We start from the raw sequence: 19,199 nt of genomic DNA, 5'->3' as shown, positions 1-19,199 counted from the left end.
AAAAGCCCTGCAAACGGGCAAGGCTAAATTGTTACTGTTAAATCTATTATTCAGGCAATGGAATAAATTGCTTATCGGTATTTTGAACTTTGCGCTCACCGACTGCGACTTCCAAATCTAAGGCTTCTTCACCACGTTCAACTGAAACAGTCACCGTCGTATGCGGTGCTTGTGCAGCAACATAATTAATTAAATGCGAGGTTGAAGTAATCGCTTCATCATTCACTTTTAAAATTTTGTCACCACGTTTTAAACCTGCTTCTGCTGCAGGGCCACCGCGCAGTACATCAGCAACCACTACACCGCCTTGTGCAGGTTCTAAAATGTTGTCTTGTTGCACAGGCAACAAACTAATACCTAACCAACCACGAACCACACGTCCATCTTTTAAAATCGAGTTTAAAACCTGCTGACAGACTTGTGCAGGAATTGCAAAGCCGATGCCCAATGAACCACCTGATTGCGAGAAAATTGCCGTATTTACCCCAATCAAATTCCCTGCCACATCAATCAATGCACCACCTGAGTTACCTGGATTAATTGCTGCATCGGTTTGAATGAAATCTTCATAGGTATTAATACCCAAGTCAGAACGTCCTGTCGCAGAAATAATCCCTTGAGTCACGGTTTGTCCCACACCAAATGGGTTACCAATCGCAAGTACGACATCGCCCACTTCATTGCCACTCAGTTTAAATGGCAATACAGGCAGTTTTTCTAGATCAATTTTAATGACCGCTAAGTCTGTGTCTGGGTCAGTTCCAACAACTTTTGCAACCGCACGGCGTCCATCGTGCAAAGCCACGACAATTTGTTCAGCCTGCGCGATCACATGATTATTCGTTAAAATATAACCATCTGGACGAACAATGACCCCAGACCCCAAACTGTTTTCATTTGGGCCTTGCTTAAATTGATCGGGTAACTGATTGCCAAAAAATTCACGAAATGCAGGGTCATTTAACAATGGATGATCCATTTGTTTCACTTTTTGTGTGGTAAAAATATTTACCACCGCAGGCGCTGCCACTTTAACCGCAGCGCTATACGACACCACCCCACCTGTCCGTGTTGTATCAATTAATGGTTCAACTTTCTCGGCAGGCATTTTGACCCCATCGGCAGCCACAGGCGCTTTCGGTTTTTGCAGTTGTTGCCAAGTCACAAAGCCAATAATAACCAGAATGAGTAACACCCAAGGTAACCAGGTAAAGGTCCGGCGCACGTTTTGTACCTCTAAGTAAATTTTTTTTGATGATTAAGTCATTGAATGAGCTATTGTAAAACGAAACACAAATAGAAACATAAAAAAGCCCAAGAGTTTTGTCTTGCTTTAGTTACAATACAAAATATGTTTTGATATTGGCTAAATATGAGCAATTTGAGAAAGTTATGGCGCAGCTAAAAGAAATTATTCAATGGTGTGATCAAACTTTAAATACACATGAATTTAAAGATTACGCGCCCAACGGTTTACAAATTGAAGGTAAGTCTGAAGTTCAAAAAATTTTATGTGCAGTGACTGCCTCTCAAGAGGCTATTGATGCTGCTGTTGCCCAAAATGCAGACTTACTGTTGGTACATCATGGCTATTTTTGGAAAGGCGAACCTTACCCAATTACAGGCATGCGCGGTAAACGCATCAAAAGTTTAATCCAGCATGATATTTCTTTGGTGGGTTATCACTTACCGCTCGATTCACACCCAAGTCTAGGCAATAATGCTGCCATTGCTGAATGTTTGGCATTAGAAAATTTGCAAGCCCTAGACCCGAGTGAACGTCATCCTATTGGTAATATTGGTTTTTTAAAGCAAGCCATGAGCGCAACCGAATTTCGTGACTATCTCACAGCGCGTTTAGGCTTTAAAACCATTCATCTTCCTGCCGAAAAAAGTCAGATTCAAAAAGTAGGGTTCTGCACGGGTGCAGCACAAGATTTTATTGGCAAAGCGGCAGAACAAGGTTGTGATGCCTTTATTTCGGGCGAAGTCAGTGAACGCACCTATTATGAAGCCAAAGAACTAGGCGTGCATTATTATGCCTGCGGACATCACGCGACTGAGCGCTATGGTGTACAACGACTCGCAAAAGCTATTTCAGAACAGTTTAATATTGAGTATAGTTATTTTGAATTAAATAACCCAATTTAATACACCGTTTCACCCAACGATTTCACTCAAATGACATCTGTGTTTAACATAGTCTTTAGATGTATACATTCGAGTCTTATTCTGTATGGTTATTTATACCTAATGCGCAATTTGATCTCGAAATCTATTACAATAGAGCCACTTAATGTTAAAACCCAGCAAAATGCAAGGAATTGAAAACATGACAACCATTACTTTACCGGCTTTACCATACGGTTACGAAGATCTTGCTCCACACATCAGCAAAGAAACTTTAGAATTCCACCACGACAAACACCACAACACTTATGTTGTGAACCTGAACAACTTGATCGCGGGTACGGAGCTTGAAGGTAAAACTTTAGACGAAATCATCAAAGCAACTGCAGGCGATGCAGCTAAAGCTGGTGTATTCAACAACGCAGCGCAAGTTTGGAACCACACGTTCTATTGGAACTGTATGGCGAAAAACGGTGGTGGTAAAGCTACTGGTGCTTTGGCTGCTAAAATTGATGAAGCTTTCGGTTCTTACGAAAAATTTGCTGAAGAATTTGCTGCTGCTGCAACAACTCAATTCGGTTCAGGTTGGGCTTGGTTAGTAGCTGACGAAGTGAATGGCAAACTTTCTATTATGAAAACTTCAAATGCTGACACACCAATGGCACACGGCAAAGTTGCAGTATTGACGATTGACGTTTGGGAACACGCTTACTACATCGACTTCCGTAACGCACGTCCTGTTTACATCAAAACTTTCTTAGAAAGCTTGGTAAACTGGGATTACGCAAATGCGAAATACGCAGGTCAAGATGCAGGTGTAGAAAAATAATTTCTATTTTTCTGTAGAAAAACTGCTCTTTATGGGCAGTTTTTTTATTTTTACAGATGAAATGAATATTTATAAAGCAAACAATACATTTCTGATGATGAACGTGTTGACGACTTAAACTTTCATCCCTAAAATGCCCCACAGATTCTCCAATAGCTCAGTCGGTAGAGCGACGGACTGTTAATCCGCAGGTCCCTGGTTCGAGCCCAGGTTGGAGAGCCAATCTATTCTCCCATAGCTCAGTCGGTAGAGCGACGGACTGTTAATCCGCAGGTCCCTGGTTCGAGCCCAGGTGGGAGAGCCAAGATTCTAAAAATCCCACGCAGTATGACGTGGGATTTTTTTTTGCAATTTTTATTGTTTTTATAGTGGATATGATGTTCTAAACGAATGGAACAGGCCTCACTCTCCCCTTAAATCAAAATTAAAACCATACAGTGAAGATCGGGCTATCCCCTCTTGTGATGACTCTATTTTTTCGCTAACTTAGGTTCATCAACAACAATAAAACTTGAAAGCCCATGCAAGCGCCTTGGTTAAAATCCCTGATTTTTTGGACAATTCTGATTGTGGTGATTTTTGCAATTTTTCAATGTACGCAAAAATCTGAAAGCAATAAAACTGCTGCGACACTCATGTATGAACGTCTGTATCAATGCAGTCGTGATCTGAACGCACAACAACAAGCCACCTTAAAACAAATTCAAAGCCAAGTGAAAACAGAAATGACTCAGCAAGAGATGCTGCAATTAATTAACTTATGTCGTAAAACCAACCCACCACAGACACGCGAAGATTATATAAAAGCCATTCAAGCACTCTAAAAACTGCGTTGAAACAAAGCTAGATGATTATTTTTAAAGCAGTTAATCTATAATTACGGTTTTTTTTCAATTCCAGCTTGACCAAAAACAGATACCCACATAGAATGCGTGTCAGATTCTCCCATAGCTCAGTCGGTAGAGCGACGGACTGTTAATCCGCAGGTCCCTGGTTCGAGCCCAGGTGGGAGAGCCAAAATTCTTAAAAAACCCACGCATTATGACGTGGGTTTTTTATTCCTGCTGTTTAGGGTCTAACGACACCGCATCATCTATGTTTGAATCCAGTCAATCGACTTTCTTGCTTATTGGCAGCTTGGCTAGCCTTGCCCTGTTTATCTTAATTTTTAAGCAATTATTTTTCCCCAAGAAAAACTTTTATCCTAAACCGATGATGACTGCTTTTGAACGCAGAATGTTTATGCGTTTAAAACAAGCTTTTCCTGAGCATCACATCTTGGCACAAGTGGCGTTTAGCGCATTAATCACCAACAACCACTATAAAATTCGTGCGCTGTTTAATCGTAAAGTGACTGATTTTGTGATCTTAAATGCAGAAATGCAGGTCATTGCAATTATAGAGTTAGATGACCCCTCACATATTGGCAAAGAACAGGAAGATGCAGAACGGGATGCAATGTTTCACGAGGCAGGTTATCGCGTTGTCCGATACACCGAAATTCCGAGTATCAGACAATTGCAATCAGATTTGAGCTGAAATCATCAACTCGATATTAAGGTGTAGCTTCTGAAGCGGCTTGTATCTGACTGGCCTGCTTCGCTTGTTGTTCTGCAGCTTCACGCGCTTCAATACGCGCAATAATTTCTGCCTGTTGTTGTTTATATTTTTCCTGATTTTTAGCATCACTATTAACTGCTAAAAATGCCATGCTAACCAAGAAAATAGGAATCAACAAACCTAAGCTTGCCAAGAAAATCATCTTTTTTAGGCTTGGCTTTTTTGCAGGTGCTTGCTGTTCAGACTGTGACATCATCTATTCCTAATTCAAACTTCAAAATGAGGCTCAATATATCAGAATAATGCTGATTGTGCTTTGTGCATAAGTACGCACGTTCTAATGCTCAGTTTAATTTTTAACAGCAAAAATTGATCAGCGATCGAATAAAAAAGCACCTGACCAAACTACCATCAGATGCTTTGCTCAGTTTTTTATCGCACAGAAATATTTACATTAAAGCCAATACGATTCCTGAAAAAATAATCAGCCCTACCCAACGGTTATGACGAAATGCCCAAAAACAGCGTTGCGGATCTTTATCTTTAGTTTTACTCCATTGATATATAAAGTCTGCAACCACCACCAATAACGCCGCTAAACCAAACGGAATCAATAAATTTTCTAACCACAATGCCGTACCAATCAAAAGCACACTGCCCGCTTGCAACAATGAAATAATCTGAATGTCATAGCGACCAAATAAAATTGCGGTAGATTTCACCCCAATTTTCAAATCATATTCACGGTCAGTAATTGCATATTGGGTGTCATAAGCCACAGTCCACGCCAAATTGCCAAAATACAATAACCAACAAGTAAGATCAGGCGTTGCACCTACAGCGGTATAAGCCATCGGGATAGACCATGAAAATGCAGCTCCCAAGAACACTTGCGGCAAATGAGTGTAGCGTTTCATAAACGGATAAATAAACGCTAAAAATAATGCCCCAAATGACCAATAAAAAGTTTCAATCGGTAAGAACAACAACATGGCTGCGCTAAGTGCAACCAAACCCAAGAATACATAAATGGCTTCTTTGGCACTAATCACACCCGTGGCTAAAGGACGTGTTTTGGTACGCTCCACATGACCATCCACCTTACGGTCAGCAAAGTCATTAATGGCACAGCCTGCAGCGCGCATAAAAATTGTGCCCAGAATCATAGGGATTAATATCCCGATAGACGGCATGCCCTGATTAGCAATCCACAAGGCCCACATGGTTGGCCAAAACACCAGTTCTGTGCCAATCGGTTTATCGAAACGACACAAATAATAATATGCTTCTAAACGCTCACGCCACGTGATCTGCTGTGCCAATGCCATACCAATCTCGTATCTTAATGTTGTTGAATAAATTGCTCAAAACGCGGTAAAAAAGTTTCTTGCACAATAAATTTACAGCCATGCCAAGTATAGCAACTCTGTCGTGTCCAGCCTTCATCGAGCAAAACCACACGCCTTTGACACAACGGATTGGTACGCTGAAATAAAAACCAGCCAATGGGTTTATTGCCAATATGCTGAAATAAACGGGCTTTGCTTTGCAAACTTAGAATCGGAAAAATACTTTTGGCTTTGACCCATGGCTGTTCATCGCAACCATATAAATAACTTTCACGCACCCATGAGGTGTGCCAATGTGGCATTTGCATCCACTGGGCATCTTGTAAATTTAAACGTTGAAAAGATTGTTGCAGCGGTTCAACTTTAAATTGTCCGCCTGCGAGCTGAGTCAGTTGTTGGGTCAAAGAACCTGCTGCATATAGCCATGTTTTTAATTCAGAAGGCAGATTTGCCTGCTTGGGAAAAATAGGCTGTGTTCGCATGTTCCGCCACCTTAACAAGATAGCCTAGTGTAGCCCAAATTTAGGCAAAGTTTTGTGACCGATGGCGCAATTCCCTGCAATTATCCAAAAAAATTAAGCGAATTCTTATATTTTGATAAAATCCATGCCAATTCAAAACCATGATTGCACCATCTAAAACAAAAAACCCGCCGAAGCGGGTTTTTCAAATTTAAGATTTTTGATGTATTACAAGCTGTAGTACATATCAAATTCAACTGGGTGAGTGGTCGTGTTCAAACGACGTACATCTTCAGTTTTCAACTCGATATAAGCATCAAGCATGTCTTTGGTGAATACACCACCTTTTAATAAATAGTCGTGATCTTCTTTCAAAGCATCAAGCGCCATTTCTAGGTTGTGTGCCACAGTTGGGATTTTTGCTTCTTCTTCAGGCGGAAGGTCATACAAGTTTTTATCTGCAGCTTCACCTGGGTGAATCTTGTTTTGAATACCGTCAAGACCCGCCATCAACAATGCCGCAAAACCTAAGTACGGGTTCATCATTGGATCAGGGAAACGCGCTTCAATACGTTTGCCTTTCGGGCTAGACACGTAAGGAATACGAATAGATGCAGAACGGTTACGCGCTGAGTAAGCCAACATAATTGGTGCTTCAAAGTGCGGTACTAAACGCTTATATGAGTTGGTCGATGGGTTAGTCAACGCGTTCAAAGAGCGGGCATGTTTGATAATACCGCCAATGAAGTACAACGCCATTTCTGACAAACCTGCGTATTCATCGCCTGCGAATAAGTTTTTGCCATCTTTAGAGATAGACATGTGTACGTGCATACCTGAACCGTTATCGCCTACCATTGGTTTAGGCATAAAGGTTGCAGTTTTTGCATATTGATGCGCAACGTTCCAAACTGCATATTTGAACTGTTGCACTTCGTCAGCCTTACGCACCATAGTATTGAAGCTCACACCAATTTCTAACTGGCAAGATGCAACTTCATGGTGATGTACTTCTACACGACCAGGCCCCATGATTTCTTCAATTTTTGCACACATATCTGCACGCATATCTTGAGAAGAATCTACTGGTGGTACTGGGAAATAACCGCCTTTCACACGTGGACGGTGACCTGAGTTACCAGCTTCGTAGTCTTTACCTGTAGACCATGCAGCTTCTTCAGCGATTAATGTGTGGCGCGCGCCAGACATATCGATGTCCCATTTTACTTCGTCAAATACGAAGAATTCTGGTTCTGGACCAAAGAAAGCAGTATCACCAATACCTGTCGATTTTAAATATTCTTCAGCACGGCGAGCAATAGAGCGTGGATCGCGGTCATAGCCTTGACCTGTCGATGGTTCGATAACATCACACGTTACAACCACTGTTGGTTCTGCAAAGAACGGGTCAATGAAACCTGTGTTGGCATCTGGGCGTAAGATCATGTCTGATGCTTCGATTCCTTTCCAGCCTTCAATAGAAGAACCATCAAACATTTTACCGTCTTCAAAAGTATCTTCATCGATACTGTCTGCAGGATAAGTTACGTGCTGCTCTTTACCCTTAGTATCTGTAAAGCGGAAATCGACCCATTTTGCACCACTTTCTTGGATGAGTTGAAGGACCTTGTTCGCCATGCTCATTTTGCTCCGATGTTTTTTGTTGCACCCGAAAGTGCGTGTTAGTAGTTGGCAGTTATTAAGCAATTAGCGTACCAACTTTTAAAAGCAAAGCTAAAACCATGAATTCCGTATGAGAATACATCATTTAAAAAAATTACTTTGTCTCTATTATACTGTCAGAAATACGATTTGCACCATATTCAAACACTGTTCATTTGATTTGATTTAAAACTGCAAAACATAGCACCATTTTAGTGCATTTATGTTTTATTTCTGTTGAATTGTAGATCAAAAAATAGCTCAAACAGTATCTATGCAAGCATTTTGCTGTGCCGTACTTTCATTGAGCAATGCAAATTATTCAACAATATTAAACAACACTTTATTTTTTATTGAGCAAAAATAATAAGATCGTTTAAAAATCCTAAATCTGTATTCTTTTCGAGCAAGCTGATTGAAAATATCTATACTGCAGATTTGTATTTTCTATCGAAACGCTGCACTCAAACTACCTGACGTGAACCGCTAATAACATGCGCCATGATGCTACTTTTTAGCGCATTTTTTACGTTATCTATAAGTGTGAAGCTAAAATATGACTGCTGAATGACCCAGCTTGATCAAGTGATCATTTCTTTCAGATCAAACTTGAACAATGTGTAATAAGCTTTGAAAATCTATGAACTGGTGAATGCGCTGATAAGCTTTAACAGGGATTATCATATAAATAGTCCGCAGAAAATGCTTATTTTTTGCTATGATGATAAGCGCTTCCTTATTCCACCTTCTTTTCGACAAGAAAAATAAAGTCCTTTCTCATTATAGGCGCAGGAATAAAGCAAATTATCTCAGACTCTTTAGCACTTAAAGTGTTCAGTTTTCAATAGGTTAGCTCATGCTTTTAATGATCGATAATTATGACTCTTTTACCTACAACATCGTCCAGTATTTTGGCGAGTTAAATCAGGAAGTAAAAGTCGTTCGTAATGATGCCGTGACTTTAGAAGATATTGAGCGATGGCAACCCAAGTATTTGGTGATTGGCCCAGGCCCTTGTTCTCCATCTGAAGCAGGGATTTCTATTCCTGCCATTCAGCATTTCGCAGGCAAAATTCCGTTACTGGGCGTGTGTTTAGGACACCAAAGTATCGGACAAGCCTTTGGTGGAAACATTGTGCGCGCTAAAACCGTGATGCATGGTCGTTTATCGGATATGTACCACAGCAACACAGGTATTTTTAGCAATCTGCCTTCACCATTTTCTGCAACCCGTTACCACTCTTTGGTGATTGATCAAGCAACCTTGCCAGATTGTCTGGAAGTGACATGCTGGACCAAAGAAGCAGATGGTTCGATGGAAGAAATTATGGGCGTGAAGCACAAAACTTTGCCTGTTGAAGGCGTGCAATTTCACCCCGAATCGATCCTGAGCCAACACGGTCATCAAATCTTTAAAAACTTTTTGGAAATTTACGCATAATGAGCGAGTCAAATCACATGAATATTCAACAAGCACTCAACCATATTACAAAACAAATTCACCTGACTCAGCCTCAAATGGAAGATGTGATGCGCGCGATTATGTCGGGCGAAGCAACAGACGCTCAAATTGGTGCATTGATGATGGGCTTACGCTTAAAAGGCGAAAGCATTGATGAAATTACTGCTGCTGCACGTGTAATGCGTGAATTTGCCATCAAAATTGATGTCAGCGATATTCCTTACCTCGTGGATATTGTCGGCACAGGTGGCGATGGTCAAAACCTATTTAACGTATCTACCGCCTCTTCCTTTGTCATTGCAGCTGCAGGTGCAACCATTGCCAAACACGGTAACCGTGGGGTTTCAACCAAATCAGGCTCATCTGACTTACTTGAGCAAGCAGGCATTAATCTTGACTTAAACATGCAACAAACTGAACGCTGTATTCGTGAAATGGGCGTAGGTTTCTTGTTTGCACCGAATCATCACAAAGCCATGAAATATGCGGTTACCCCGCGTAAAGAGTTGGGTATTCGCAGTATTTTCAACTTGCTTGGGCCATTGACTAACCCTGCGGGTGTAAAGCGTTTTGTCATTGGGGTGTTTAGCAATGAATTATGCCGCCCGATTGCAGAAGTGATGAAACAGCTCGGTGCTGAGCATGTCATGGTGGTGCATTCTAAAGATGGTTTAGATGAAATTAGCCTTGCTTCGAGCACTTATGTTGCAGAACTCAAAGATGGTGAAATTACCGAATGGGAACTTACCCCTGAAAGCGTGGGAATTGAATCTCAAACTTTAACAGGACTGATTGTAGAAAACTCTGCTGAAAGCTTGAGTTTGATTAAAGATGCTTTAGGCAAAAACAAATCAGACAAAGGCGAAAAAGCGGCCAATATGATTGCACTCAATGCGGGTGCGGGTATCTATGTTTCGGGTCTAACTACAAGCTACAAACAAGGTGTCGCTTTGGCACATGACATTATTTATGGTGGACAAGCTTTGGAAAAAATGGGCGTGTTGTCTGAATTTACCAAAACGCTCAAACAGTACGAAGCATAAAGCAAATCAGGAAGGTGCATCATGGTGGATATTAGCAATACCATTTTAGGTAAAATTGTAGAACGTAAAAAAGAAGAGTTTGCCGAGCGTTTAAAACAACGCAGTTATGCAGACCTAGAACAATTGGCACGTGCAGCAACACCTGCACGTGGCTTTGCACAAGCCTTGCGTAACAAACGCCCAGCGGTGATTGCGGAAATTAAAAAAGCATCACCATCTAAAGGCATTATTCGTGAAAACTTTGACCCTGCCGAAATTGCACAGCAATATGAAGCCGCAGGTGCAGCCTGTTTATCAGTGCTGACTGATGTCGATTTCTTTCAGGGTGCAGATGAAAATATTCAGATTGCCCGTTCACACTGTAACTTGCCTGCCCTGCGTAAAGATTTCTTGATTGATCCGTATGGTGTGGTAGAAGCACGTGCCCTACACGCAGACTGTGTGTTATTGATTGTGTCTTGCTTATCTGACCAACAGTTGGAAGAAATGTCGGAAACGGCTTTTGAACATCATTTAGATGTGTTGGTTGAAGTGCATGATGAAACTGAATTGGAACGTGCTTTAAATCTTTCAGAGCGTTGTATTTTAGGGGTCAATAACCGAAATTTAAAAACCTTTGAAGTCGATTTAAATACCTCATTGCGTTTAAAAAACTTGTTGCCACCTGCACGTTTATTGGTCACGGAAAGTGGTATCGCCACACCAGAAGATGTCCGCATGATGCAAGACCATGAGATTCACAGTTTCTTGGTCGGTGAAAGTTTTATGAAACAAGCACGTCCTGACCATGCCTTTACGGCACTGTTTGGTCAGCCTGAAAATCTATAATCCAATTTGAAATACCATGAGTAAACATGATTCTTCGCTTTCTAAAGAACAGTACAATTTACTAAAATCTTTTAAAAAGCAAATCACTCAGCCTCATACTTCAAGCATTGCCAAGCCGTCTGAACCCAAAGTTCAGACGCCTGAGCAACAACAGGAAGATGATCTCGCATTGTTTCGTCAGCAAATGCAAGGCGTTCAAAAAATGGACGCAGGCAATATTGCAAAAATCGAACACACTGCCAAGAAAAAACCAGATGCCCAAACGCTGGCCAAACGTGCAGCAGCCATAGGCCCTATGGAAACCGATGATACCTTGCTGTCCGATACGCAAGCCATGCTTAACCCTGTGGGCAGCCAAGCTTCGCTGAGCTATCGCATTGCAACTTTGCAACATAAAGTCTTTGAAGATTTAAAAGCAGGCAACTTACGCTGGTTTGAAGCTGTTGATTTGCACGGTTGTACGGTAGAAGAAGCGCGGGTAGCCGTTTTGCAAATCATTCAAATGGCTAAAGATGAAAACCAGAACGTGATTAAAATTGTGCATGGCAAAGGCCCTGAAGCCATTTTAAAAACTTATGTAAATGGCTGGCTGCGTCAGCATCGTGATGTTTTGGCTTTTGTGAGTGCGCCTGAAAAACAAGGTGGCACTGGTGCAGTTTTAGTGTTGCTTAAACGCAGCGAAAAGAACCCAAAGTTTAAACAGTAATCGGTTTCATCTTTTAAACAAGGCATTGCAATAGTTTTCTGTTACAATGCCGACCTTGTTCAATATCAGTGTAAGTGAACACGTCTTATGTCTATGCAGCAATCCTACGCAAACATCCTAACCGCCGTTGGTGAAGATCTTAATCGTCCAGGTCTAAAAGATACGCCGATGCGTGCTGCTAAAGCTTTTTCGTATTTAACTTCGGGCTATAGCCAAACCTTAGCCGAAGTGACCAATAATGCCGTATTTCCATCCGACAACCGTGAAATGGTCTTGGTGAAAAATATTGAGTTCTACTCACTGTGTGAACATCATTTATTGCCATTTTATGGTCGCGTGCATATCGCCTATTTACCTGAAGGTAATGTTTTAGGCTTGTCTAAATTTGCCCGTATTACCGAAATGTTTGCACGTCGTTTGCAAATTCAGGAAAATCTGACTCAGCAAATTGCGGAAGCTGTGGCTGAAGTGACCAAAGCACGCGGTGTTGCTGTGGTGATTGATTCAGCCCATATGTGCATGATGATGCGCGGTGTAGGCAAACAGGAATCGACCACACGTACCGTATCTTTTGTAGGTGACTTTAAAACAGATAAAGAAGCCCGTCGTGAATTTTTAAGTGCGGTGCCTGAGAGTTTTTAAATTGTGGCTAAGTTCCTCAATCAAATAAAAAATCCCGAAATTTATGTTCGGGATTTTTGGGTTTTAGATTAAAAAATTAGCTTGATACATCTTCAGATTCAACCTACAGACACATTGTTGCGTCCATTATTTTTTGCCATATACAAGGCTTTATCCACTTCTTCAAAAAAACGTTGATAGTCTGGATGCCCATCATATTCATGCACACCTATACTAATGGTAAAGTTAAATTCTTCACCTGTTGATGTTTTTAATGTGGCTTTTTCGACACGTTTACGAATATTTTCAGCGACTACCAAGGCACGATCAATGGTGGTATCAATCTGTAACAGTAAAAATTCTTCGCCGCCAATTCGGAAGGCATAGTCACTGCCTTTTGCATATTGCAAAATCACATCAGCTAAAAACTGTAATGCATCATCTCCTGCTGCATGTCCATAACGGTCATTGATTGATTTAAAATGATCGGCATCTATCGCCAACAATGTTAAAGGCGAATTATTTTTTCGTGAAAAATTAATTTCACGGGACACGATGGTATTTAAATAACGGCGGTTGAGCAGTTGAGTTAAGGCATCATTGCCTGAATTGATATATTCAGACACCTGAAAAATTTGATCGACTAAATGCAAAATTTCACGATTCTTGGCACGAATGGATTGAATCATTTCAATTGCCTGTGCCTGACTTTCACATTGACCAATTTTCTGAATTAATTCATCCACCTGATAAATAAATTCAGTAATAGTTTGTACTTGTTCCGAACTTGAAAATGCATAAGCCGCTTTATGAATAAACCATAAACCAAATTCTGTTTTAGATAAAATCGGTTGCGTCATTTTGGTGTGATCGGACACCACCTGAAACATCAGTTCATTTTCCCAATCCAGCAAAGTTCCGCGTTGTCGATCTTTGTGCACGGCAACATCTTGCATGGCAGAAAATAAGCGATAGGTATGTTTCATATCATTATGTACTTCGACCTTCATTTCATAAGATCGGCACATAATTTCTGTGGCAAAGCATAAAATTTGGCTTAAATAATTAAACTGATTTAAGTTGCTATTGGCTTCTGTTGCAAAAAACTCAAAAGCCTTTTTTATAATAACGCGCACACCACGAATAATCAGCCAAGATGGAATTTGTACACGTGCATGCACATCGCCCACTTTAAATTGCTTTTCTACAATCTCGTTATAATTGTGTTGAAACGGAACTTCAAAACTGGAAATTAGCCACTGATATAAAGAGTTTTTTAAGCGATTCTTCACCATCTCTGCAGACAAAAATTCTGTCGCATGTTCTTCAAGCAACATTTGCTGATAGAACTCGATCACAAAATCTTCTGCATGTGCTTGAATAAACTGGAATGTCGCTTGCAAATCTTCTGGCTTAAATTGCTCGCAAATTGACTTCCATTGCTCTGCAAGCTCATGCGTACACTCTTGATACATCCACAACAACCCAGCCAAAAGAAACTGCTAAATTTTAACGGGTTTCACCAGCAACTCAACTTGTTTAGCTGGTTTTTTACAATTCAGTATAAATTCAACAGCTCTTTAAAAAAAATGCACATAGCCTAAACTGGTCTTGTTCCAGTCCTGTTTGTCCTGTTGTTGATATTCCCAACCCAATCGCAACACATGCTGCGGGTTGAGTACATATTGCAACTGGCTGTTCAGCTTAAATTGCCATTGGTGACGATCTTCCCAATACGGTAATTCAAGCTGAACCAAACTATTCATGCGTGCTGACCAGATATTTTGACAACCCAGTGTTGGGCCAATTCCAACACGCCAGCCTTTGTCTAAAGCCTTACCCGCTTGCACATGATTTTGAATTTGCACATAACACAAATGTTCACGCGCTTGATTAGCCACGCTATAACCAAACTGTGTTTTTAAACTTAAAACACCATGCTGTTCCGTTTCGCTAAAAGCCCCGTGCGAATTCAGGGCTTCTTGCTGCCAACCCAAATTAAAGCCCCAACTAAGTGGTGTTTTAAATGCGGTCATTGGGTTATAAGAGTTCACCGAGAGTAAATCTAACTGATTCAGTTTTAAGCGGTCTTCACGATATTGCACAGAAGCTTCTAAAAAGTTGAGCTGCGTCCCTGTACGAAAACCACCTTGCGGATCAAGTAAGTCATGGTAAGCCTGTCGATGACTCAACTCTACAAAATGCTCGCCTTGCACCTCGCCAGTACGCACAGCAAAGCTTCGTGCATGATGCCCCTGCACAGGATCGACCTGAGGGCGTGCGACATCCTGACGTTGTTTTTCTAAATTGATCTGACTTCTTAAACTTAAAATTTGTCTCAGTCGCGGTTGTGCAATTTTGGCTTCAATTTTGCGTCCAATCAGTTTCAGATACAAATCGTCATAAGCCATTTCCAGAATTTTAGCTTGATCGATTTGGCTGTGATTTTGCAAAACTGCCGCCACATTTTCAGGTTCTGCTTCGGCCACCTGATGGGCAGTTTTTGCCAACGCTGTGCCATGTTGTCTAGCTTGCGCCAATAACTGAGTTTCCAAAGCAGGACGATAGACAACATCTGCCACTAAATTTTCCTGCTCTACAGCTTTTAGTGTTTCAATTGGAATAGATGCGACTCTAAACTGCTGCTGTAAATTCAGCTCAGGGCGCACCAAATCCATTAAACCCAATAAGCGATAGGCACAATTATCACTGATAAAATAATACGGAAATTGCACATGCTTCATTTCCCAAATGTGCTGCACTAAAAATGTGGTTTCCTGCTCATTCAGTGCCAGTTCATATTCCCACAAATCTCGGCTTTCTAAATCGCCATATTCTTTTACTTTGCGGTAATACGGCATCAGTGAATATTCACCCGGATATTGCCCTGTAAGTCCTTTCCATGCATAAGACCAACCTTCGCTGCCCGTTACCGTTGCTGCATAATTGACAGCATAAGAAATTAAATTCAGTTGTTTTTGATCTTTTGGGTCTAAGCGCAATAAAGTATGCCCAAACATAGAACTTGGATTGCCCATAAAGTCTGTGGCATAAATCAGCACTGCTTTATAAGGTTTAATTTGTCCAATCCATTCGTCCAATTCAGGACATTGCACCTGTGCCAAATCTTGTTGAGGAATTTGTAATTGTTCAATTAACCAGCGGCTACGTGCAGGAAATTTGCACTGCACCGATTGATTGACAGGCGCTGTTTCAAATAATGCCTGCACATTGCGAAGTAACTCTTGGTTTAAATTGCTTCCGCCTTGTTCCAACACAAAATAGCCTGCATATTGCACTTCACTTTTGCCTTGCTGCGCATACATTAAACGCTGCCAAGTCACCTGTTCTGCCAAGTGTAGGTCTTTGGCTTTTTGCACATAATGTGCGGAAAACATCGCTAATTTATTTGTATTTTGTACTGTAGAAGTGGCTGTAAGTGGCTGAATCTGTATTGGAGATATTTCAGGAGATAACGCAAAAACCGTAGGAGATAAAAAAACTAAACTACTTAAAACAATTGATTTCATGGACATTTTATAAATTTTATATACATATTCAGGCTTAAACGTATTCTTGTGCTATAAAAAAGCCCTGCGAATAATGCAGGGCTTTTATTCAAACTTAAACGTATGCTTTTAAAACGTCATCATTCGCCATCACGTTCTGTAAAGATGCCAATACTTCTAAAGAAGTCTGGTTTTCTGCAGAATAAATAGATGCAAAGTTTTGCTTAGAAACCGCAAAGAAATGTGCTTTATCTTCAGCTTTAATGCTTAACAATTCAGCCAATACGTTTAAGCTTTCGCCTTCACCAACTGCCATATCGCGTGCCAATGTTTCAGCATTTTCATTGGTAAATGTCACAACTTGTGCAGTTACTGTACCTGTACCGCTACAACCTAAAGTACCAAATGTGATACCAAACAATTGGTTTGCAAAAATACCGTTTGTAGTTGCTGCTAAAATTTTTGCAACTTTGCCAGACTGACCTGCCCAAACTTGAGAACCGATACCACAACCTGCATCACGGTCTGCAAATGCTGCTGTAGAACCCACTGCCAAGACAGCAGCCAATGCTAATTTTTTAATCATCGCCTTACTCCAGAGATTTATTATTCGAAAAATTATGCTTCGAATCGTTATTCTTTATTGCTATGTGTAATTTTTATTACACTATTTTAAGATAGCGAGATGTCACTCAGAAGGCAAAACATTTATCACAAAATCAGGCATTATTTTTGTGCATTTTTGTAGCGTCGATTGGTTTTTAGCTTAAAGATTGGTCTTAAATTTGAAAATAGATTTTAGTGTTGAAGATAGCATTTAGATTTACAGCTGCTGTTGATCCTCAGTTTTCAGTGTCCACTGCCCTTCTGCATCGCGATAACCCAAAATTTTCATGACCAGAACCAGACTCAGTAACAGCAATAAATACCAAGAACCGAGTTTGCCCCAGCCGACCATGTGCCACGCATCGACCTGACTTGGATACAACCATATTTGATAAAAGGTGCTAATGTTTTCTGCGACCCAAATAATAAAAGCCAAAAGCATCAATACAGGCAACATTGGCAGTTGTAATTGAGACCGTTGTAATTGAAAACGAATTTTGGTTTTCCAGAAAATCACAACGCTCCACGCAAACAAGCCATAACGAATATCGGGGATAAAAAACTTGCTCATGAAGTTGATGTACGACAACACTGCCAAGGCCATCATATTGCTAAAAGTCGGCAAATTCCGTAAAGATACCCGATACAAACGCAAAGAACGCGCAAAGAAACTGCCAACTGCAGAATACATAAAGCCTGCAAAAAGCGGTACGGTCATAATTTTAAAGACAGCAGGTTGAGGATATTGCCACGATGCAATTTGTGGATGAGTTAAAAAAATTTCCATGATCATCGCTAAAATATGAAACAAAGCGATGACTTTGGCTTCTGCCCAAGATTCCAGTTTTAAATATAAAAGACAAACTTGAATAATTAAGGCATAGAATAATAAATAGTCGTAACGGAAAAATCCGAAATATTCCTGACTGCCCATTGAAGCAGTCAGGGCAAATGCAATCAGCAATAAAATTCCAAATAAGGCAGCCGAAGCTGCCTTAGTCGAAAACTCAACTCCTGACTTTAGCCATGTTATCCACATGATGTGACAACCTGACTGAAGCTGAGATTACACCGATACATCTACAAATGATCCATCTATATCATTGTGCGATTATAGATATTTGGCACTGTATTCATGAACCGTGTCGATAAATACTTTAGGACGTTCAGGGTCTACCCACTGGGTAATACCATGCCCTAAGTTGGCTACATAACCTGTTTTTTCACCATTGGCATAGGCATCATCTAGCATCGCACGTGTTGCTTTGGCAATTGCTTCAGGTGAACCGTACAAAGTGGCTGGGTCTAAGTTACCTTGCAATGCGGCACGACCACTCACCGTTTGACGTGCGACATTTAACGGTGTTGTCCAGTCCAGACCAAAAGCATCTGCACCTGTTGCAATCATTGGCTCCAGCCATTGACCGCCACCTTTGGTAAATAAAATAACAGGGATTTTACGTCCATCTTTTTCACGTTGCAGACCTGACACAATTTTCTGCATATAGTGGAGTGAAAATTCAAGATATTCACGATGGGCCAATGCACCGCCCCAACTGTCAAAAATTTGTACTGCCTGTGCACCTGCATCAATTTGTGCATTTAAGTATTCGGTCACTGCATCGGCCAGACAGTCTAATAGTGCATGTAAAACTTCAGGCTGTGCGTACATCATGTTTTTGGTGAAACGGAAATCTTTGCTTGAACCACCTTCAACCATATACGTTGCCAAAGTCCATGGACTACCTGAAAAACCAATTAAAGGCACTTGTCCGCCCAAAGCAGAACGAATGGTCGATACTGCATTCATGACATAGTCTAAGTCTGACTTGGCATTAAATTTAGGTAAATTGGCAACGTCTTGCTCGGTACGCACCGTTTTATGAAACTTTGGCCCTTCGCCTACTTCAAAATACAGACCTAAGCCTAATGCATCGGGTACAGTTAAAATATCTGAAAATAAAATAGCGGCATCTAATTCATAACGACGCAAAGGCTGTAAAGTCACTTCACAGGCAAATTCAGTATTTTTGCATAGAGAAAGAAAATCTCCTGCCTGCGCACGTGTAGCACGATATTCTGGTAAATAACGTCCTGCCTGACGCATCATCCATACGGGCGTGCAATCTACTGGCTCACGTAATAAGGCACGAAGAAAACGATCATTTTTTAAGGTCGTCATTTACTTTCCCAACTCATTTTCAATCTTGCAGCCATCATATCAAAAAGGTTGAAGTTTTAATAACTTCATTTCTTGCTCGTCTTTTTTAGCTTATTCTCAGTGTTCAAATTCAGCTTACGTTTATGTGAAATACATCACACAAACAAAAGTCACTGTAAAATTGGGGTTATCTTGCATATTTACACAAAACAACTACTGCATCTCCTTAGTTTTTCTGCAATACTTGGCTAGTTTTTATCTATGTAAATGAA

The 19,199-nt window shown here is 40.8% G+C and carries 19 protein-coding genes and 3 tRNA genes; 12 read left to right on the top strand and 10 right to left on the bottom strand.

Annotated features, from left to right (window positions below):
* Positions 1-46: 46 nt before the first annotated feature.
* On the bottom strand, positions 47-1,225 hold the full coding sequence (locus FTU58_RS00835) for a trypsin-like peptidase domain-containing protein (RefSeq protein WP_004971893.1): 1,179 nt from the start codon (positions 1,223-1,225) through the stop codon (positions 47-49).
* A 167-nt stretch (positions 1,226-1,392) separates the two neighbouring features.
* Here FTU58_RS00835 and FTU58_RS00830 point away from each other — a divergent pair, with 167 nt between their 5' ends.
* The 7 genes from FTU58_RS00830 (at position 1,393) to FTU58_RS00800 (ending at position 4,498) form a co-directional block, all read left to right on the top strand.
* Positions 1,393-2,151 (top strand): Nif3-like dinuclear metal center hexameric protein, encoded by a 759-nt coding sequence (locus tag FTU58_RS00830; RefSeq protein WP_179988954.1) that lies wholly within the window; start codon positions 1,393-1,395, stop codon positions 2,149-2,151.
* Between the two features lie 181 nt (positions 2,152-2,332).
* Positions 2,333-2,959 carry a superoxide dismutase gene (locus FTU58_RS00825; RefSeq protein ID WP_026438302.1) on the top strand — a complete coding sequence of 209 codons (627 nt, stop codon included), beginning with the start codon at positions 2,333-2,335 and terminating at the stop codon, positions 2,957-2,959.
* Positions 2,960-3,105: 146 nt separating this feature from the next.
* Positions 3,106-3,181, top strand: a tRNA-Asn gene (locus FTU58_RS00820).
* A gap of 6 nt (positions 3,182-3,187) precedes the next feature.
* Positions 3,188-3,263 (top strand) — tRNA-Asn (locus FTU58_RS00815).
* Between the two features lie 217 nt (positions 3,264-3,480).
* Complete coding sequence (locus tag FTU58_RS00810) at positions 3,481-3,783, top strand: hypothetical protein (protein ID WP_004971899.1); 303 nt, start codon at positions 3,481-3,483, stop codon at positions 3,781-3,783.
* Between the two features lie 117 nt (positions 3,784-3,900).
* Positions 3,901-3,976 (top strand) — tRNA-Asn (locus FTU58_RS00805).
* Between the two features lie 78 nt (positions 3,977-4,054).
* Positions 4,055-4,498 (top strand): DUF2726 domain-containing protein, encoded by a 444-nt coding sequence (locus FTU58_RS00800; protein ID WP_004971902.1) that lies wholly within the window; start codon positions 4,055-4,057, stop codon positions 4,496-4,498.
* A 16-nt stretch (positions 4,499-4,514) separates the two neighbouring features.
* Here the strand turns inward: FTU58_RS00800 and FTU58_RS00795 are convergent, their stop codons facing one another.
* The 4 genes from FTU58_RS00795 to glnA form a co-directional block, all read right to left on the bottom strand.
* Positions 4,515-4,772, bottom strand: coding sequence for a hypothetical protein (locus FTU58_RS00795; protein WP_004971904.1), 258 nt, complete (start codon positions 4,770-4,772; stop codon positions 4,515-4,517).
* 196 nt (positions 4,773-4,968) lie between these two features.
* Positions 4,969-5,847 carry a 4-hydroxybenzoate octaprenyltransferase gene (gene ubiA / locus FTU58_RS00790; RefSeq protein ID WP_131261595.1) on the bottom strand — a complete coding sequence of 293 codons (879 nt, stop codon included), beginning with the start codon at positions 5,845-5,847 and terminating at the stop codon, positions 4,969-4,971.
* Between the two features lie 14 nt (positions 5,848-5,861).
* On the bottom strand, positions 5,862-6,350 hold the full coding sequence (locus FTU58_RS00785; protein WP_004971911.1) for a chorismate lyase: 489 nt from the start codon (positions 6,348-6,350) through the stop codon (positions 5,862-5,864).
* Positions 6,351-6,557: 207 nt separating this feature from the next.
* Positions 6,558-7,973, bottom strand: a complete 1,416-nt coding sequence (gene glnA, locus FTU58_RS00780; RefSeq protein ID WP_171287402.1) for a type I glutamate--ammonia ligase — start codon at positions 7,971-7,973, stop codon at positions 6,558-6,560.
* 874 nt (positions 7,974-8,847) lie between these two features.
* Here glnA and FTU58_RS00775 point away from each other — a divergent pair.
* From FTU58_RS00775 to folE, 5 genes are all read left to right on the top strand, one after another.
* Positions 8,848-9,432: an aminodeoxychorismate/anthranilate synthase component II gene (locus tag FTU58_RS00775; protein ID WP_004971915.1), complete on the top strand. Its 585-nt coding sequence runs from the start codon at positions 8,848-8,850 to the stop codon at positions 9,430-9,432.
* A 17-nt stretch (positions 9,433-9,449) separates the two neighbouring features.
* Positions 9,450-10,496 carry an anthranilate phosphoribosyltransferase gene (gene trpD, locus FTU58_RS00770; RefSeq protein ID WP_004971918.1) on the top strand — a complete coding sequence of 349 codons (1,047 nt, stop codon included), beginning with the start codon at positions 9,450-9,452 and terminating at the stop codon, positions 10,494-10,496.
* Between the two features lie 21 nt (positions 10,497-10,517).
* Positions 10,518-11,324, top strand: a complete 807-nt coding sequence (gene trpC, locus FTU58_RS00765; protein WP_179989275.1) for an indole-3-glycerol phosphate synthase TrpC — start codon at positions 10,518-10,520, stop codon at positions 11,322-11,324.
* A gap of 16 nt (positions 11,325-11,340) precedes the next feature.
* The gene (locus FTU58_RS00760) at positions 11,341-12,030 is read left to right on the top strand and encodes a Smr/MutS family protein (RefSeq protein ID WP_104853200.1); all 690 of its coding nucleotides are present in this window, start codon (positions 11,341-11,343) and stop codon (positions 12,028-12,030) included.
* Between the two features lie 93 nt (positions 12,031-12,123).
* On the top strand, positions 12,124-12,672 hold the full coding sequence (folE, locus tag FTU58_RS00755) for a GTP cyclohydrolase I FolE (RefSeq protein ID WP_171062567.1): 549 nt from the start codon (positions 12,124-12,126) through the stop codon (positions 12,670-12,672).
* 98 nt (positions 12,673-12,770) lie between these two features.
* Here the strand turns inward: folE and FTU58_RS00750 are convergent, their stop codons facing one another.
* The 5 genes from FTU58_RS00750 to hemE all read right to left on the bottom strand — a co-directional run bounded on the left by FTU58_RS00750 (position 12,771) and on the right by hemE (position 18,948).
* The gene (locus FTU58_RS00750) at positions 12,771-14,126 is read right to left on the bottom strand and encodes a diguanylate cyclase (protein WP_104853199.1); all 1,356 of its coding nucleotides are present in this window, start codon (positions 14,124-14,126) and stop codon (positions 12,771-12,773) included.
* A 105-nt stretch (positions 14,127-14,231) separates the two neighbouring features.
* A complete protein-coding gene (locus FTU58_RS00745; protein ID WP_180061925.1) occupies positions 14,232-16,181 on the bottom strand; it encodes a DUF4105 domain-containing protein in 1,950 nt (649 codons plus the stop codon).
* Between the two features lie 94 nt (positions 16,182-16,275).
* Complete coding sequence (locus tag FTU58_RS00740; protein ID WP_096900956.1) at positions 16,276-16,746, bottom strand: DUF3015 family protein; 471 nt, start codon at positions 16,744-16,746, stop codon at positions 16,276-16,278.
* A gap of 237 nt (positions 16,747-16,983) precedes the next feature.
* Complete coding sequence (locus FTU58_RS00735) at positions 16,984-17,805, bottom strand: DUF817 family protein (protein WP_154320930.1); 822 nt, start codon at positions 17,803-17,805, stop codon at positions 16,984-16,986.
* Positions 17,806-17,877: 72 nt separating this feature from the next.
* Positions 17,878-18,948, bottom strand: coding sequence for a uroporphyrinogen decarboxylase (hemE, locus tag FTU58_RS00730; RefSeq protein ID WP_104853196.1), 1,071 nt, complete (start codon positions 18,946-18,948; stop codon positions 17,878-17,880).
* Positions 18,949-19,199 lie beyond the last annotated feature (251 nt).

Source organism: Acinetobacter sp. YH12120 (assembly GCF_013418795.1).
GTDB lineage: Bacteria > Pseudomonadota > Gammaproteobacteria > Pseudomonadales > Moraxellaceae > Acinetobacter > Acinetobacter towneri.
The sequence above is the reverse complement of the archived record's forward strand: the minus strand, read 5'-3'. Positions and strand labels throughout refer to the sequence as shown.

What these genes read in the sequence shown, in the direction of transcription:
- FTU58_RS00830 (WP_179988954.1), top strand. Translation starts at nt 1,393, where the DNA reads ATGGCGCAGCTAAAAGAAATTATTCAATGGTGTGATCAAACTTTAAAT.
- FTU58_RS00825 (WP_026438302.1), top strand. Translation starts at nt 2,333, where the DNA reads ATGACAACCATTACTTTACCGGCTTTACCATACGGTTACGAAGATCTT.
- FTU58_RS00810 (WP_004971899.1), top strand. Translation starts at nt 3,481, where the DNA reads ATGCAAGCGCCTTGGTTAAAATCCCTGATTTTTTGGACAATTCTGATT.
- FTU58_RS00800 (WP_004971902.1), top strand. Translation starts at nt 4,055, where the DNA reads ATGTTTGAATCCAGTCAATCGACTTTCTTGCTTATTGGCAGCTTGGCT.
- FTU58_RS00795 (WP_004971904.1), bottom strand. Translation starts at nt 4,772, where the DNA reads ATGTCACAGTCTGAACAGCAAGCACCTGCAAAAAAGCCAAGCCTAAAA.
- ubiA (WP_131261595.1), bottom strand. Translation starts at nt 5,847, where the DNA reads ATGGCATTGGCACAGCAGATCACGTGGCGTGAGCGTTTAGAAGCATAT.
- FTU58_RS00785 (WP_004971911.1), bottom strand. Translation starts at nt 6,350, where the DNA reads ATGCGAACACAGCCTATTTTTCCCAAGCAGGCAAATCTGCCTTCTGAA.
- glnA (WP_171287402.1), bottom strand. Translation starts at nt 7,973, where the DNA reads ATGAGCATGGCGAACAAGGTCCTTCAACTCATCCAAGAAAGTGGTGCA.
- FTU58_RS00775 (WP_004971915.1), top strand. Translation starts at nt 8,848, where the DNA reads ATGCTTTTAATGATCGATAATTATGACTCTTTTACCTACAACATCGTC.
- trpD (WP_004971918.1), top strand. Translation starts at nt 9,450, where the DNA reads ATGAATATTCAACAAGCACTCAACCATATTACAAAACAAATTCACCTG.
- trpC (WP_179989275.1), top strand. Translation starts at nt 10,518, where the DNA reads ATGGTGGATATTAGCAATACCATTTTAGGTAAAATTGTAGAACGTAAA.
- FTU58_RS00760 (WP_104853200.1), top strand. Translation starts at nt 11,341, where the DNA reads ATGAGTAAACATGATTCTTCGCTTTCTAAAGAACAGTACAATTTACTA.
- folE (WP_171062567.1), top strand. Translation starts at nt 12,124, where the DNA reads ATGCAGCAATCCTACGCAAACATCCTAACCGCCGTTGGTGAAGATCTT.
- FTU58_RS00750 (WP_104853199.1), bottom strand. Translation starts at nt 14,126, where the DNA reads ATGTATCAAGAGTGTACGCATGAGCTTGCAGAGCAATGGAAGTCAATT.
- FTU58_RS00745 (WP_180061925.1), bottom strand. Translation starts at nt 16,181, where the DNA reads ATGAAATCAATTGTTTTAAGTAGTTTAGTTTTTTTATCTCCTACGGTT.
- FTU58_RS00740 (WP_096900956.1), bottom strand. Translation starts at nt 16,746, where the DNA reads ATGATTAAAAAATTAGCATTGGCTGCTGTCTTGGCAGTGGGTTCTACA.
- FTU58_RS00735 (WP_154320930.1), bottom strand. Translation starts at nt 17,805, where the DNA reads ATGTGGATAACATGGCTAAAGTCAGGAGTTGAGTTTTCGACTAAGGCA.
- hemE (WP_104853196.1), bottom strand. Translation starts at nt 18,948, where the DNA reads ATGACGACCTTAAAAAATGATCGTTTTCTTCGTGCCTTATTACGTGAG.